General features: G+C 67.4%; 11 protein-coding genes. 2 read left to right on the top strand and 9 right to left on the bottom strand.

The window, feature by feature from the left end; translation table 11 throughout:
• The first annotated feature begins 523 nt into the window (after positions 1 to 523).
• Positions 524 to 2455, top strand: a complete 1932-nt coding sequence (locus BM436_RS34945) for a sigma-54-dependent Fis family transcriptional regulator (protein ID WP_229491049.1) — start codon at positions 524 to 526, stop codon at positions 2453 to 2455.
• Positions 2456 to 2460: 5 nt separating this feature from the next.
• Here BM436_RS34945 and BM436_RS34940 read toward each other — a convergent pair whose 3' ends face one another.
• From BM436_RS34940 to BM436_RS34905, 8 genes are all read right to left on the bottom strand, one after another.
• Positions 2461 to 3459, bottom strand: coding sequence for an FAD:protein FMN transferase (locus BM436_RS34940; RefSeq protein WP_093561542.1), 999 nt, complete (start codon positions 3457 to 3459; stop codon positions 2461 to 2463).
• Entirely contained in the window at positions 3456 to 5579 is a 2124-nt protein-coding gene (locus tag BM436_RS34935) for a 4Fe-4S binding protein (RefSeq protein WP_093561541.1), read from the bottom strand. Before BM436_RS34935 ends, BM436_RS34940 begins: the two co-directional genes overlap by 4 nt.
• A 22-nt stretch (positions 5580 to 5601) precedes the next feature.
• Positions 5602 to 6756, bottom strand: coding sequence for a porin (locus BM436_RS34930; RefSeq protein WP_093561540.1), 1155 nt, complete (start codon positions 6754 to 6756; stop codon positions 5602 to 5604).
• 156 nt (positions 6757 to 6912) lie between these two features.
• Positions 6913 to 8868, bottom strand: a complete 1956-nt coding sequence (acs, locus tag BM436_RS34925; protein ID WP_093561539.1) for an acetate--CoA ligase — start codon at positions 8866 to 8868, stop codon at positions 6913 to 6915.
• A 137-nt stretch (positions 8869 to 9005) separates the two neighbouring features.
• Positions 9006 to 10739, bottom strand: coding sequence for a PQQ-dependent methanol/ethanol family dehydrogenase (locus BM436_RS34920; RefSeq protein WP_093561543.1), 1734 nt, complete (start codon positions 10737 to 10739; stop codon positions 9006 to 9008).
• 52 nt (positions 10740 to 10791) lie between these two features.
• Positions 10792 to 11160 (bottom strand): DUF779 domain-containing protein, encoded by a 369-nt coding sequence (locus BM436_RS34915; RefSeq protein ID WP_093561538.1) that lies wholly within the window; start codon positions 11158 to 11160, stop codon positions 10792 to 10794.
• Between the two features lie 7 nt (positions 11161 to 11167).
• Positions 11168 to 12688, bottom strand: a complete 1521-nt coding sequence (gene adh / locus BM436_RS34910) for an aldehyde dehydrogenase (protein ID WP_093561537.1) — start codon at positions 12686 to 12688, stop codon at positions 11168 to 11170.
• A 214-nt stretch (positions 12689 to 12902) separates the two neighbouring features.
• Positions 12903 to 13862 (bottom strand): beta-propeller fold lactonase family protein, encoded by a 960-nt coding sequence (locus BM436_RS34905; protein WP_093561536.1) that lies wholly within the window; start codon positions 13860 to 13862, stop codon positions 12903 to 12905.
• Positions 13863 to 14029: 167 nt separating this feature from the next.
• Between BM436_RS34905 and BM436_RS34900 the strand changes: the two genes are divergently transcribed.
• Complete coding sequence (locus tag BM436_RS34900; protein WP_093561535.1) at positions 14030 to 16135, top strand: TonB-dependent receptor family protein; 2106 nt, start codon at positions 14030 to 14032, stop codon at positions 16133 to 16135.
• A 169-nt stretch (positions 16136 to 16304) separates the two neighbouring features.
• Here the strand turns inward: BM436_RS34900 and BM436_RS36795 are convergent.
• A partial coding sequence (locus BM436_RS36795) for a transposase (RefSeq protein ID WP_177307813.1) occupies positions 16305 to 16433 on the bottom strand: 129 nt, incomplete at its 5' end.

Here is a 16433-nt window from a genome sequence, read left to right as displayed (position 1 = left end):
AGGTCGCTCACTCAAAATACTGACGATTCCTTCTTTCGAAGGTCACGTTTAATATATTGTGCGAGCGTTTAATAATTTGAGCTAAGAGGCTTGCGCCTCCGGCATCATCATCAAACGCCCACACTTATCGACTGTTAATTTTTAAAGAACCTGTCTGCGTTGTCGACGAATCGTTTTGTCCGTCAGCAGAGAAGCGAGATTATGAGGCGTTTGATTTACTTCGTCAAGCCCGTTCTGAATTGCACTGCAATTCATCACTTTTTCACTTCCTTTCCCGCTCTGCGTATGCTCAGCAGCGCGGGGACAGAACTATAGCAAAGCTCCACCCGATAGACAAGCCCTATTTCAGGTTCATGTAAGCAGTTGGCATCAGGATTGCTAGTAGATGAAAAGCGACACGGCCCGCAGCCGTGGCGCCGCCCCCATGGCGTGACAGCTGTTTCAATATGGGACAGCTGCTACATTATGGAACAGCCGGTAAGACAAACGCCGCATCAGACGGCCCATTGCAGGAATCGGAGACATGTACCAGCCAACCGCCACGAACGCCGCCCAGGACATGGCCGGCATCATCACGACCTCGCACGAGCGCTCGCTCGCCTACGGACTTTGCCCCGAGAGCCACCCGGATTTCGATCCGGTGGGCCGCGGCGAGCTGTCGCTACTGATAGAGCAGAACAAGATGCTCCATGCGCATGCGCTGCCCGCCATGGAAACCCTGTACCAGCAGATCATCAATACCCACAACATGGTGATCCTGACCGACGCGAACGGCATCATCCTGCATTCACTGGGGGACGCCGACTTCCTGGAGAAGGCCAACAGGGTGGCCCTGCAGCCCGGCGTCGCCTGGTCCGAGGAAAGCAAGGGCACCAACGCGATCGGCACGGCCATCGCGGAGAAGTCCGCCGCCCTGGTGCACGCGGACCAGCACTACCTGCAGTCCAACCACTTCCTCACCTGCTCCGCCGCGCCCATCACCGACCATCACGGCAATGTGGTGGGCGTGCTCGATGTCTCGGGCGACCAGCGCAGCTACCACAAGCACACCATGGCCCTGGTGCGCATGTCCGCGCTGATGATAGAGAACCAGCTGTTCGCCGCCACCTTCGAGGACGCCATCACCCTGCATTTCCACACCCGGCCCGAATTCATCGGCACCCTGATGGAGGGCATCGCCTCCTTCACGCCGGGCGGCCGCTTCCTGTCCGCCAACCGCAACGGCCTGTTCCAGCTGGGCCTCACCTACTCCGCGCTGCAGACGCACACATTCAGTTCGCTGTTCGGCCTCCCCGTCTCCGCGCTGTTCGACCACTACCGCACCGCCGCCCCCGGCCTGCTGAACCTGTGCATGCACAACGGCGTGCGTGTCTACGGGCGCGCGCAGCTGCGGCTGGCGAGCGGCCACTTCCAGGTGATGTCGCCGCCCTCCGACTCCGACCACGCGCCGCGCCCCACCGCGGCGCCCACGGCGCTGCACGCGGCGCAGGCCGCGCGCAAGCTTTCCGGCCTGCGCTACCTGCGCACCGGCGACGCGCAGCTGGAACTGGTGATCGACAAGGTCACCCGCGTGCTGGGCAAGGACATCCCCATCATGATCATGGGCGAGACCGGCACCGGCAAGGAGCTGCTGGCCCAGGCCATCCACAACGACTCGCCCCGCTCCATGGGGCCCTTCATCCCGGTGAATTGCGCGTCCATCCCCGAGACGCTGATCGAGTCCGAACTGTTCGGCTACGAGGACGGCGCCTTCACCGGCGCGCGCAAGAAGGGCGCCGTGGGACGCATCCTGCAGGCCAATGGCGGCACGCTGTTCCTGGACGAGATAGGCGACATGCCATTCAGCTTGCAGGCGCGCCTGCTGCGCGTGCTGCAGGAGCGCATGGTGACGCCGCTGGGCAGCGGCAAGTCGATCCCGGTCAACGTGGAGGTCATCTGCGCCACCAACCACAACCTGCGCGAGCGCATCGCCCGGGGCCTGTTCCGGGAAGACCTGTACTACCGCCTGAACGGCCTGGTGGTGAAGCTGCCGCCACTGCGAGAACGCACGGACCTGGAAACGGTGGTCAAGAAAATCATCTCCATCGAATCAAACAACGGAAACCACACGGTGTCGGCGGAGATCCTGGAACTGTTCCGGCGCCACAAATGGCCGGGCAACTTCCGCCAGCTGACCAATCTGCTGCGCACCGCCATCGTCATGGCCGGCGACGAGTACGAGATCTGCCTGCGCCACATGCCGGACGACTTCATGGACGACATCGCGACCAGCTCGCCGCTGCACGACGCCGCCCACACCGACCGCATGCTGGCCACCGGCGCCAACCTCGAGGAGGTCGAGCACTCGGTGATCCAGAAGGCGCTGGAGGCCAACGGCGGCAACGTGTCCGCCACGGCGCGCGCGCTGGGCGTCTCGCGCAACACCATCTACCGCAAGATGCCGCACTTGAAGTAGGCCCCTCATGCCGCCCTCCCCGCCGCCTCCGCGAATCCCGGCGAGCGGCGGGCGGCGCCCTGCTTGTCCACGGTCAGCAGGTCGATGCCGGGCAGGCGCGCCGCCAGGGCGTGCGCCTTCTTCGCCCCCATCACCATGAACGCGGTGGACAGGCCGTCCGCCAGCAGGCCGCATGGCGCCAGCACGGTCACGCCGGCCAGTTCCGGCGGCGAGTCGCCGCGCGCCGGATCGAAGATGTGGTGGTGCACCCGGTCCTGCGTGAACGCCGACTCGTAGTCGCCGGAAGTGGCGACGCAACGGTCGCCCGGCCGCAGGATGTCGGTCATGGCGCCCTCGTCGCGCGGATCGCGCACGCCCAATGTCCAGGGCCGCCGCCGCGGCTTGCTGCCGCTGGCCGCGAACTCCCCCGTGTCCAGCAGCGCGTTGCGCACGCCGTGACGGCGCAGTGTCGCCATGGCCAGGTCGGCCGCGTAGCCCTGGGCCAGGCCGTTCAAGGTCAGCGCCATGCCTTGCTTCAGGAAGCGCGCCTCGTGGCGGTTGAAGGCGAGCTGCCGCCATCCCACCAGTGCGCGGGCGCGCTCCACCTCCACCGCGGACGGCAGGGCGTCGGGCCGTCCGGCGCGTTGCGCCGCGCCGCCATACGCGAGCCACAGCGGCTGCACGGTGACATCGAACGCGCCCTCCGTCATCTGCGAGATGGCGCGGGCCTGGGCCAGCACCGCCAGCAGGCGCGCATCCGGCGCGGGCAGCACGCCATCACGATTGAGCTGGAACACCTGGCTGTGTGGATTGTAGATGGACATCAGGCGGTCCACCGCCTGCGCCGCCTTCAGCGCGGCGGAAATGGCGGCCCGCGCGATGCCCTCGTCCGCGTGGACGACGGTGACCGATATCGTGGTGCCGAAGGCTTGCGCCGCGCCGCTGTGCAGGCGCTCCGCCGCCGCGCCGGCAAGGCCGGGCGCCAGCGCGCCGATGGAAGCGGTAAGAAAGGTGCGCCGTTTCATGATGCCGCCTCCTGCGCGTCCACGCGCGCGATGGGAATGAATTTCACCCGTTTGCGTTCCATGATCAGCGGGGCGCATTTCTCCTCGCTTTCGTGGATGACCACGCAATCCAGGCACTGGAAGCACTCGTCGTACACGATGGCGCCATCCGGCTTGATCGCCTGGTAGTCGCAGCGATGGCGGCACGTCTGGCAGGGCTGGCCGCACTCCATGCGCCGGGGCAGCCAGTTCAGCAGACGCAATTTGCCCGCCAGCGCCAGCCCCGCCCCCAGCGGGCACAGATAACGGCAAAAGAACTTGAACCAGAAGGCGCCGAGCACCAGCAGGCCCACCGCATACGCCGCATAAGGCCAGGACCGCACAAAGTTGAGTGTGATGGCGGTCTTGAATGGTTCCAGTTCGACCAGGCGGTCCAGCCATTGCGCCGCCGTGGCGCCGGCGGCCGGCGCCACGCCCGCGCTGGCGACGATGGCGACATTGACGGCGATGGCGCCGAGCGCGGCGAACTTCAGCCACTTGAGCCGCACATCGTGGGCGCTGCGCAGCCGTATCTGCGGCAGCCGCAGGGCACGCCCCATCTTGCCGGCGAATTCCTGCAACGCGCCGAAGGGGCAGAGCCAGCCGCAGAACACGCCGCGCCCCCAGAACAGCAGCGTAAGCAGCACGAAGGCCCATACGATCAGGTTGGCGGGGTCGAACAGCAGGTAGCCCAGGCCGCGGCCAGCGGCCAGCGCCTGCGCGGCGCCCGTGAGATTGACGATGGAAAGCTGCGCCTGCGCCCAGTAACCGATGAAACCGACCGTGAACAGCAGGTAGGCGGCGCGGAAGCCCCGCAGCCAGCCGCCGCGCGCGGCGAGCCGCCGTTGCAGGATCAGCGCCCCGGCCAGCACGAGCAGCCCGCAGGCCAGCACGGCCAGCTCCAGCGCCCGCGCCTTCCACACGGCGCGCCACGAGGTTTCGTCGGCGCCGCCGGGAATGTAGTAGCGCTCCGGCAGCTGGTAGCGCAGCGCCAGCTCGCGCGTGATGCGCTCCGGGTAGACGATGCCCTTGCTGCGCGTGACCGGCAGCGCGAACTCCAGCGGCCGGCCCGGGTCCAGGCCCGCCTGCGCGATCACGCGGAACACGGCCACGCTGGCGTCGCCGAACAGCGCGCGCTCCCTCAGCGTCAGGTCCATGTCCAGGTCGCGCATGTCCAGCGGCAGTCCCTGCTGCCGCAGCACCAGCCGGTCCGGCACGCCGCCGCGCACGAATTCATCCGGCATCAGGCTGTGACGGCCGGACCAGATGGCCAGCAGCGCGTGGTCGCCCGGCTCCAGCCTGCCGGCCAGCTTGCTCCAGCTGCGCGGCGTCAACAGGCCGCGTCCGACCGAGGGCACCGACACGTGGGCGAGATGCAGGTCGAGGAACACGCCATCCGGGTCGGACAGCGCTTCCGGGTCCAGCGCCGCGCCGGCGCCGCCGGCGAACAGCCGCTCGGCTTCGCGGTTGCTGACGCGCAGCTGCCGCAGCAGTCCCTGCGATTTCATCCGCGCGACGTCGAGCCGCTCCTCCACGTCCATGCGCAGCCTGGCGGCCATGGACGGGTCGCCGCCGCCGGCGAAGCCCAGCCGCGAGCGCGCCACTTTCAGCGCGGAGGACAGCACGCTCTGGTTGATGATGCGCACCGAGGCCGTGGCTTTCGCCACGCCGTCGAGCCGCGCCTCGCCGCCGGCGTCCTTGCCGCCTATGCGTATGCTGCTCGACAGCGACAGGCCCCGGTACTGCGAGACGAACTGGAACAGCGGCGCCTCGCCCAGGCCTTCCAGGAAGACCGGCTCGTGGTGCGAGAGCACCGCCACATCCATGAAGCCGCCCTTCGCGTCCAGCGCCACCAGCAGGTTCGGCGGCACGCCCGCGAAGCCGGGCACCGGCGCCAGGTCGACGGACTCGAACACATAGCCCACCAGTTCCATCGCCGTGGCGTTCTGCTTGTACAGCGGCCACACGGGCAGCGCGGCGTCGCGCTCCCCGACCACCAGGGGCGCCGGGAAGCGCCGCGCGACGTCGGCGCGCCCCAGCACGCCGGCCGCCGCCTCTTGTAAAGGCAGCGCCAGCGCAAGGAGGAGCAGGATGAATGCCATGGCAGCGCCGCCCTTGTCCGCGTCAGAAGAAGATGATGCCGCCCAGCGCGGCGCCGTTCATCCGCGCCTCGCCGCCGTTGAAGCCCTTGGAGCGGGTCTGGCCCACTTCGCCCACCAGCGTGATCACGCTGTTCAGCGCGTAGTAGGCGCCCAGCGTGACGTTGGCGTTCGACTTCAGGCCGCCCGTGCCGGCGGTGTTGTCGCTGTTCTTGCTGATGCCGTAGCCCAGGCCCACCTTCAGCTTCTCCGTGGCCTTGTAGGTGCCCTGCACGAAGTAGTTGCGCGCGGTGGTCTCACCCTGGTCCGCGTCGGACAGCACACCGAGACCCTTGCCGCCCTGGACGTTGACCAGCAGGCCAAGCGCGCCCTCGTTGTAGGACGCGCCCACTTCGACGGCGCTCATGGTGAAGTCGTTCACGCCCGCGGTGGCCGATTCGAACTTCTGCGTCTTCGCGCCCAGCCAGGCCTTGGCGCCGCCGGCGCTCCAGGTCAGCTGTCCCTGCAGCTGCGGGCTGGTCTTGGTGGAGTACAGGGACGGGGTGAGGATGGGGGTGTCGGTGACGGGGCTGACCAGCGCCACGTCCACGCCGACGCCTGAGGTCTTCGGCGAGCTGTAGGCGATCTGGCCGTAGTAGCCCACATAGCTGTAGCCGGCGCCGATGTGGCCCAGCGTGACGCGGCCGCGCTGCGTGGCCTGCGTCGGCGCGCCCGCGCCGATCAGCGTCATGTCGCCGAAGATGGCGGCGGCGCCGAACAGGCCGTTGTCGCGTCCCAGCTTGATGGTGCCCATCTCCGCGTTGCCGAAGGTGAAGTAGGCCTGGCGCACGTCGATGCCGCTGTTCTGGCTGATGGCGCTGTCGGTGGCGGTGGCGTTGTACATACCGATCAGCGCCTTCACGTCGTAGCCGCCGATCCGCGACGACGCCGACGTCACCAGGCCATTGGGCAGCAGGCCGTTGCCGATGGTGCTACGGTCGTCCTGGCCGCCGCAGCCCAGGCCCTTGGTGGCCAGCGCCAGCCCGCCCACCGCGTCGCCGGAGCACGAGACCTGCGTGTAGTAGGCATTGACGATGCCGCCCACGCCCACGGTCCAGTCGCCGGCCTTGAAGTCGACCGCGCTTGCGTTCTGCGCTACTGCCGTGGCGGCGATGAGGCCACCCATGACGATCTTTTTCATTACAGTCTCCCTTTGGTTTTTCGAGTTGGTACATCAAGCGATGTACTCCCTACATGGCAAATTGCGTGCCCGTGGTTTTCACAAGGGAGAGCGCCGCGGCGGGCCATGAAACTGCGCTGATACGGATCAACGGCGCGCCGCGGCTGTTCAGTTTCTCTACACCGCCTTGGCCAGCTGCTCGAGGATGGCGGGGTTCTCCAGCGTGGACACGTCCTGGCTGATGCTCTCGCCCTTGGCCAGCACGCGCAGCAGGCGGCGCATGATCTTGCCGCTGCGCGTCTTCGGCAGGTTGTCGCCGAAGCGGATCTCCTTCGGCTTGGCGATCGGGCCGATTTCCTTGGCCACCCAGTTGCGCAGCTCCAGAGCCAGCTTCCTGGCCTCGTCGCCGGTGGGGCGGGCCTGCTTCAACACCACGAAGGCGCAGATCGATTCACCGGTGGTCTCGTCCGGCTTGCCGACCACCGCCGCCTCGGCCACCAGCGGGTTCGCCACCAGCGCGGACTCGATCTCCATCGTGCCCATACGATGGCCGGACACGTTGAGCACATCGTCGATGCGGCCGGTGATGGTGAAGTAGCCGGTGTCCTTGCTGCGGATGGCGCCGTCGCCCGCGAGGTAGAGCGTGCCGCCCAGCTCCTCGGGGAAGTAGCTGCTCTGGTAGCGCTTGGGGTTGTTCCAGATGTTCCGGATCATCGACGGCCACGGGCGCTTCACCACCAGGATGCCGCCCTGGCCGTTCGGCACATCCTGCCCCGCCTCGTCGACGATGGCCGCCATGATGCCGGGCAGCGGCAAGGTGCAGGAACCCGGCACCATGGGCGTGGCGCCGGGCAGCGGCGTGATCATGTGGCCGCCGGTCTCGGTCTGCCAGAAGGTGTCGACGACGGGGCAGCGTTCGCCGCCCACGTGGCGGTAGTACCACAGCCACGCCTCGGGGTTGATCGGTTCGCCCACGCTGCCCAGCAGGCGCAGCGAGGACAGGTCGTAGTTCTTCGGATGCACGGTGGGATCGAGCTCCGCCGCCTTGATCAGCGAGCGTATCGCCGTGGGCGCCGTGTAGAAGATGCTGACCCGGTGCTTCTCGATGGTCTCCCAGAAACGGCCCGCGTCCGGATAGGTCGGCACGCCCTCGAAGATGACCTGGGTGGCGCCCACCGCCGTCGGCCCGTAGGCGATGTAGCTGTGGCCCGTGACCCAGCCGATGTCGGCGGTGCACCAGTAGACGTCGTCGGGCTTGATGTCGAAGCTCCACTTCATCGTCAGCGCCGCCCACAGCAGGTAGCCGCCGCTGGAATGCTGCACACCCTTCGGCGTGCCGGTGGAGCCGGAGGTGTACAGGATGAACAGCGGATGCTCGGCGCCCACCCACTCCGGCTCGCACTCGGCGGGCTGGCCTTCCATCAGGTCGTGCAGCCAGATGTCGCGGTCCGACACGTGCGTGACGCCGCCGCCGGTGCGCCGGTAGATGATCACGTCCTTCACGCTGGCGCAGCCGCCCAGCGCCAGCGCCTCGTCCACGATGGCCTTCAACGGCAGGCGCTTGCCGCCGCGCTGCTGCTCGTCCGCCGTGATGACGGCGACAGCGCCGGCGTCGATGATGCGCTCCTGCAGCGCCTTGGCGGAGAAGCCGCCGAACACCACCGAGTGGGTGGCGCCGATGCGCGCGCAGGCCAGCATGGCGGCCACGCCCTCGATCGACATGGCCATGTAGATCACCACCCGGTCGCCCTTGCCGATGCCGCGCGAGCGCAGGCCGTTGGCCAGGCGGCAAACGCGCTCGTGCAGCTCCCGGTAGGTGACGCGCGTGACGGCGCCGCCGTCGGCCTCGAAGATGATGGCGGTCTTGCCGGCGTTCCCGTTGTGCAGGTTGCGGTCCAGGCAGTTGTAGGAGACATTGAGCTTGCCGTCGTCGAACCAGCGGTAGAACGGCGCCTCGCTCTCGTCCAGCACGCGCGTGAAGGGCACATGCCAGGCCAGGTTCTCGCGCGCCAGCTTGCCCCAGTAGCCCTGGTAGTCCCGCTCCGCGTGCGCGCACAGCGCCTCGTAGGCCGCCATGTCCGGAATGGCCGCGCTGGCCGAGAACGCGGCTGGCGGCAGGTAAGTATTTTGCATTTGCTATCCCCTCTAGTCACTTGGTCCCAGGCCTGCCTCGCAAACCTGATCCCAACAAAAAAAACTGACGACCGAAGCCGTCAGAAAGGAGGCACCTAAGCCTCGTCGCCGCCCGCCGTTGGCGGGCTACGCCCCAGTCACTTCACCAGTTTGAAGACCCATACCGAACCACCCTGTTCCAGGAAGTTCACTTTCTTGGCCACTTCGCCGCCCCACAGCGGCACCGCGCCGCCCCAGCCCGACACCACGGCCACGTATTGCGTGTCGCCGTCCTGCCAGGTGACCGGCGGCGCCACGACGCCGGAGCCGGTCTGGAACTTCCACAGTTCCTTGCCGCTCTTCGCGTCCAGCGCCTTCAGATAGCCCTCGGGGGTGCCGTAGAACACCAGACCGCCGCCGGTGGCCATCGCGCCGCCCCACAGCGGCGCGTTGTTCTTGACTTCCCAGACGATCTTGCCGGTCTTGGGATCGAGCGCGCGCAGCGCGCCGATGTAGTCCTCGAACAGCGGCTTGATGGTGAAGCCCGCGCCCAGGTAGGCGCCGCCCTTCTTGTAGCTGATAGGCTCGTTCCAGATGTCCATGCCCCACTCGTTGGCCGGCACGTAGAACAGTTTCGTCTGCGGGCTGTACGCCATCGGCATCTGGTTCTTGGCGCCCAGGAAGGCCGGCGCGGCGAACACGGTCTTGCCCTTCTTGCCATCCTCGCCCTTGGTCGGATCGCCCGGACGGCCGTCCGGCGTGTATTTCGGACGCCCCGTCGCCAGGTCGATGCCGGTGGCCCAGGTGATCTTCTTCACGTAGGGGAAGGCGTTCTGCAGCTTGCCGGTGCGCGCGTCGTTCACGTAGAAGAAGCCGTTGCGGTCGGCCTTGCCGCCGTAACGCTTGCCGTCCATGTCGAAGGTGACGAACTCGTTGGCGCCGTCGAAGTCCCAGGCGTCGTTCGGCGTGTTCTGGTAGCTCCACTTGATCTGGCCCGTTTCCACGTCCAGCGCCACGGTGGAGGACGAGAACAGGTTGTCGCCGGGGCGCAGGTGGCTGTTCCACGGCGCTGGATTGCCGGTGCCGAAGTAGGCCAGGCCGGTCGAGGCGTCGTAGGTGCCCCCCATCCAGGTCGAGGCGCCGCCGGTCTTCCACAATTCGCCGGGCCAGGATTTGTTGGTGGTGCCGGAGATGCCATTGTCGACCGCGTTGCCGTCCTTGTCGTAGCGGTGGCCCATGTGGCCCTCCACCGTCGGCCGCGTCCAGACCAGTTCACCGGTCTTCGGATTGCGGGCCTCGACGCGGCCGACGATGCCGAACTCGCCGCCGGAGACACCGGTCAGCAGCAGGCCCTTGGCGATCAGCGGCGCGGCGGTCATCGAGTAGCCGGCGGCGTAGTCGTCGACCTTCTCCTTCCATACCACCTTGCCGGTGTCCTGGTCCAGCGCCACCAGGTAGGCGTCCAGCGTGCCGAAGATCACCAGGTTGTCGTACAGCGCCGCGCCGCGGTTGACCACGTCGCAGCAGGGCATGATGCCGTCCGGCAGGCGGTGCTCGTACTTCCACAGCTTGGCGCCGGTCTTCAGGTCCACCGCGAAGATGCGCGAATAGGAAGCGGTGACGAACATCTTGCCGTTGTAGATCAGCGGCTGCGACTCCTGGCCGCGCTGCTTCTCGCCGCCGAAGGAAAGCGACCAGGCCGGCACCAGCTTGCCGACGTTCTTCGTGTTGATCTGCGCCAGCGGCGAATAGCGCTGGCCCTGCGTACCCATGCCGAAGGACAGCACGGTGGACGTGTCGGCCGCGCCCTTGTCCAGCATCTGGCTGGTGACGGCACCCGCGCCGGCCGCGAACGCGGCGCCCACGCTGGTCGAGGCCAGCAGCAATCCCATGATAGTTTTCTGCACAATCATCTCCTATTGTTGTAGTAGTGGATAAGACATTTCAGGACAATCCCAACTCCCTGCATTCCTGGTCGGTGAACAGCCGCGAGCGCGTCAGGAAGCGCCGCCCGGTGCCGTTATCGAGCGAGAACATGCCGCCGTTCCCCTGCACCACGTCGATAATCAGCTGGGTGTGTTCCCAGTAGGCGAACTGCTCGAGCCCCATGTAGAACGGCGCGCCCGCCAGGTTGCCGAGATAGACATCGGAGTCGCTCAGGTTGAACTCCCCCACCTGGTAGCACATCGGCGTGCTGCCGTCGCAGCAGCCGCCGGACTGGAAGAACATGATCGGCCCGTACCGCCTGCGCAGTTCGGTGATCATGTCCAGCGCGGAGTCGGTGGCGAGAACGCGGGCCACGGCTGTTTTCATATCGACCTCAGAAGAAGCCCAGCGCCTTCGGGCTGTAGCTGACCAGCAGGTTCTTCGTCTGCTGGTAGTGGTCCAGCATCATCTTGTGGTTCTCGCGGCCGATGCCGGACTGCTTGTAGCCGCCGAAGGCAGCGTGGGCCGGATACAGGTGGTAGCAGTTGGTCCACACGCGGCCGGCCTGGATGCCGCGGCCGACGCGGAAGGCGCGCGAACCGTCGCGGGTCCACACGCCGGCGCCCAGGCCGTACAGGGTGTCGTTGGCGATGCGCAGCGCGTCCTCCTCGTCCTTGAAGGTGGTCACCGACACCACCGGCCCGAAGATCTCCTCCTGGAAGATGCGCATGGTGTTGTCGCCCTTGAACACGGTCGGGGTCACGTAGTAGCCGCCCTCCAGGTCGCCCGCCTGCATGTTGCGCACGCCGCCGGCCAGCAGTTGCGCGCCTTCCTGCACGCCGATGTCCATGTAGGACAGGATTTTCTCCAGCTGCTCCTGCGAGGCCTGGGCGCCGATCATGGTGCTCGAATCGAGCGGGCTGCCCTGCTTGATGGCGGCCACGCGCTTCAGGGCGCGCTCGATGAAGGCGTCGTAGATCGATTCCTGGATCAGCACGCGCGACGGGCAGGTGCACACCTCGCCCTGGTTCAGCGCGAACATGGCGAAGCCCTCCAGGCATTTGTCGAAGAACTCGTCGTCCTGGTCCATCACGTCCTCGAAGAAGATGTTGGGCGACTTGCCGCCCAGTTCCAGCGTGACCGGGATCAGGTTCTGCGCGGCGTATTGCATGATCAGGCGGCCGGTGCCGGTTTCGCCGGTGAAGGCGATCTTGGCGATGCGCTTGTTCGACGCCAGCGGCTTGCCCGCCTCGATGCCGAAGCCGTTGACGATATTGAGCACGCCGGGCGGCAGCAGGTCGCCGATCAGTTCAATCAGCACCATGATGGAGGCCGGGGTCTGCTCGGCCGGTTTCAGCACCACGCAGTTGCCGGCGGCCAGCGCGGGCGCCAGCTTCCACACGGCCATCAGGATGGGGAAGTTCCAGGGGATGATCTGGCCGACCACGCCCAGCGGCTCGTGGAAGTGGTAGGCGTAGGTGGTGGAGTCGATTTGCGCGACCGAGCCCTCCTGGGCGCGGATGCAGCCGGCGAAGTAGCGGAAGTGGTCGATCGCCAGCGGGATGTCGGCCGCCATGGTCTCGCGGATAGGCTTGCCGTTGTCGATGGTCTCGGCGGTCGCGATCAACTGCAAGTTCTGCTCCATGCGGTCGGCGATGCGGTTCAGGATGTTGGCGCGCTCGGTCTGCGAGGTCTTGCCCCAGGCTTCCTTGGCGGCGTGGGCCGCGTCCAGCGCGATCTCCACGTCCTCGGCGGTGGAACGCGCGATCTCGCAGAACGGCAGGCCGGTGATGGGGGTCAGGTTGGCGAAGTATTCGCCCTTCACCGGCGCGACGAATTTGCCGCCGATGTAGTTGTCGTAGCGTTGCTTGAAGGGGTTGGCGACGCCCAGTTTGTTGATGTCCGCGAGATTCATGTCATCCTCTTTCTTCAGTTGTGTCGAGTTGAATTGGGCCGTCCGGCGGGACGGTGGCGTTGAGCACACCCTTCTTTTCGCAAGCACCGTGCCAGCTCGTTTTTTCACGCGTTTCCCGGGGCGGCGCTGCCGAAACGGCCGCTAAGCGCGTGCAAGTTGTTCCAAACTTGAACAGGTGTGACAGGCGCGCGCTGTTGCATCCGGGGCGCCGCGCTCAGCGGATCGCCACGCCCCATGGCAGCTCGCCGACGGCGATGTCGCCGGTCTTGCGCGCGGCGGCGGTGTCGATCACGGAGACGCTGTTGGAGCGGCCGTTGGCCACGTACAGCTTGGCGCCGTCCGGCGTGAGCGCCATGTTCCAGGGCCGCTTGCCCACCGCGATGGTGGCGCTGACCGTGTTGGTGGCGGTGTCGATCAGCATCACGCTGCCGTCCGCGCCGTTGGAGACGTAGACCTGCTTGCCGCCCGGGTGGACCGCGATGCCGTTGGCGTTGCGCCCGGCGGGGATCTTCGCCAAGGTGGCGCCGCTGGCGGTGTCGATCACGTACACGGTGTTCACCAGCTCGCAGGCGATGTAGGCGCGGGCGCCGTCCGGCGAGAAGCCGATGCCGCGCGGCCGCAGGCCCACGGCCACGGCGCCGGTCTGCCGGCGCTGGGCGACGTCGATCACGTCCACCTGCTCGGCCTCCTCCGCGCTGACGTAGAGCCAGCGGCTGTCCGGGCTGAACACGGCGTGCTCGGGGTTTTTGCCCAGGACCGGAATGTCGGCGACGCGCTTGCCGGTGTGGGCGTCCACCAGGGTGACGCTGTTGCCCTCCTCCACCGCGACGGCGGCGTAGCGGCCGTCCGGCGAGACGCTCACGCCCTCGGGGGATTTGCCCAGCGCCAGCGGCACCAGGCCGGCGCCGCCCGCGCTGTCCAGCATCAGCAGCGTGTTGCTGCCGGCGTCCGTGACGAACAGGCGGCCGCCGCCGGGGGCGGCGGCGATGCCGCGCGGCCGCTTGCCCGCCTCCAGGCTGCGCAGCACCGTGTCGGTGGCGGTGTCCACCACGCTGATCGAGCCGGATTTCTCGTTGGGCACATAGGCCAGGGGACCGGCGGTCGCGGCGGCGCCGGCGAAGGCGAGCAGGGTTGCAAGGGCATGCGCGGCGCGCAGACAATACACGGGTTTCATGGCTGGCCTCATCGAAGGTGGCGCGCTCGGAATGCGCGCGCGTGCCAATACGGATGCAAAGCCCGTGCCACGCGCGCAGCGCGCTCCGGCCATGGCAGGTATATTGCTTACCGAATCGCAGACGAATCGAGCAAGAATCGCAAGCAGCCCAACACAGGAGATCCTTCATGCAGCACCGTTTCCGCCTCAACACCATCGCCGCCCTCTTCGCGGGAACCGCCGCGCTGGCGCCGCCGTCCCACGCCGCCGACGCGGTGGTCATCGTCAGCGGCGCCCGCGTTGAGCACAGCGGTTTCGACTTCCCCGCCGCCATCGACGTCATCGACGCGGCCCGCATCCGCGACAGCCAGATGCGTGTGAACGCCTCGGAGGCGCTGTCCGCCGTGCCCGGCCTGGTGGCGCAAAACCGCCAGAACTACGCGCAGGACCTGCAAATCTCCTCGCGCGGCTTCGGCGCCCGCTCCGCCTTCGGCGTGCGCGGCGTGAAGCTGATCGCGGACGGCATCCCGGCCAGCATGCCGGACGGCCAGGGCCAGGCCGCCACCTTCAACCTGGACATGGCCGAACGCATCGAAGTGCTGCGCGGCCCCTTCTCCGCGGTCTACGGCAACCATTCCGGCGGCGTGGTGCAGCTGTTCACGCGCGATGGCGCGGGCGCGCCCACCATCGAGACAAGTGTCTCGGGCGGCAGCGACGGCGCGTTGAAGGTGGACGTGAACGCGCAGGGCAAATCCGGCGGCGTGGGCTACGTGCTGGACGCGTCGCGCTTCGACACCGACGGTTACCGCGACCACAGCGCCGCGCGGCGCGACCAGGCCTACGCCAAACTCACCGTGGCGCCGGCGGCCGGCGCCAAGCTCACCATCACCGCCAGCGCCCTGCGCCAGAAGGACACGCAAGACCCGCTGGGCGCCACCTGGGCCACCTTCCAGCGCGATCCGCGCGCCGGCGAAACCGACGCCACGGACCCCGCGACGCCCAAGCGTACCTTCGCGGACCGCTACAACACCCGCAAGAGCATAGACCACCAGCAGGCCGGCGGCGCGTGGGAACAGCGCTTCGGCGACGGCACGCTGCGCGTGAGCGCCTACGGCGGCAACCGCCAGGTGATCCAGTACCAGGCCTTCTCGCGCGCCTTCCAGGCGCCGCCCAGCCATTCGGGCGGCGTGGTGGACTTCGACCGCGAATTCCACGGCGCCGACGTCAGCTGGGTGGACGCGCGCGCGCTGGCCGGCGGCAAGCTGACCTCCACCGCGGGCATCGAATACGGCCGCTCCAGCGACGACCGCCAGGGCTACGAAAACTTCGTGGGCACGGAGCTGGGCGTGAAGGGCCGCCTGCGGCGCGACGAGGAAAACGTGGTCTCCAGCACCGATCCTTATCTGCAGACCGAATGGCAGGGCGGAAGCTGGCTGCTCAACGCCGGGCTGCGCCACAGCCGCTTCAAGGTGGACGTGAGCGACCGCTTCCTCGCCAACGGCAACGACAGCGGGGCCATCGCCTACTCGCGCACGACGCCGGTGGCCGGCGTGCTGTACAAGCTCACGCCGGTGCTCAACGTGTACGCCAGCGCGGCGCGCGGCTTCGAGACGCCGACGCTCAATGAGCTGTTCTATTCGGGCGCCGGCGGCGGCTTCAACTTCCGTTTGCAACCGGCGCGCAGCACGCATCTGGAGGCCGGCGTGAAATCGATGCTCGGAAGCCGCACCCGCATCGACGCCGCGCTGTTCCAGGTGAAGACCTCGGACGAACTGGTGGTGGACGCGGCCAGCGGCGGCCGCACCAGCTACCGCAACGCCAGCAAGACGCTGCGCCGGGGCGCGGAGGTGTCGGTGGAATCGGCGTGGGACCATGGCCTCAGCGGCAAGCTGGCGCTGACCGCGCTGCGCGCGACCTACGACCAGGCCTTCGGCAGCGTGCTCAAAGGCAGCCGCCTGCCCGGCGTGCCCAACGCCAACCTGTACGGCGAGCTGGCATGGAAGGACGCGTCGGAACGCCTGGGCGCGGCGCTGGAAACCATCGCCAGCGCCAGGGTGTACGCGGAGGACAGCAATGTGGAAAAGGCGGCGCCGGGCTACGCCATCGTCAACGCGCGCGTGACGGCGAAACAGGACTTCGGCGGCTGGCGCTTCAAGCAGTTCGCCCGGGTGAACAACCTGCTGGACCGCGCCTACGTGGGCTCGGTGATCGTGGGCGACACCAACAAGCGCTATTACGAGGCCGCCCCCGGGCGCAACTGGCAATTGGGCGCCAGCGCGCAATACCGGTTCTAGCCCGGATATTTCATCAGTGAGTCTCTGCCCTGGCGAGATTCGGTGCAGAGGTGGCGAGGGTGCCCAGGTCGGCTGTTTTCGACGAGATTGAGGGGGAAATGGCAGCGCAAGACGCAATTTCCCCTACCCCCATTGTTTATAGCGTGCCGGGGACAGCACTTGTCATGCGCTATGGGGCCATTGCGCGAGCGGCGCTGATGAAGACGTGCTTGAGGGGATGCTGCGAGGCAAGCAGCACGCGCACGCGGCGGGTGTTGCGCACGATGGCCGCGCCGATTTTGAGCAGCTTGACGCGGAT

The organism is Pseudoduganella namucuonensis, assembly GCF_900116645.1.
GTDB lineage: Bacteria > Pseudomonadota > Gammaproteobacteria > Burkholderiales > Burkholderiaceae_D > Rugamonas > Rugamonas namucuonensis.
The sequence above is the reverse complement of the archived record's forward strand: the minus strand, read 5'-3'. Positions and strand labels throughout refer to the sequence as shown.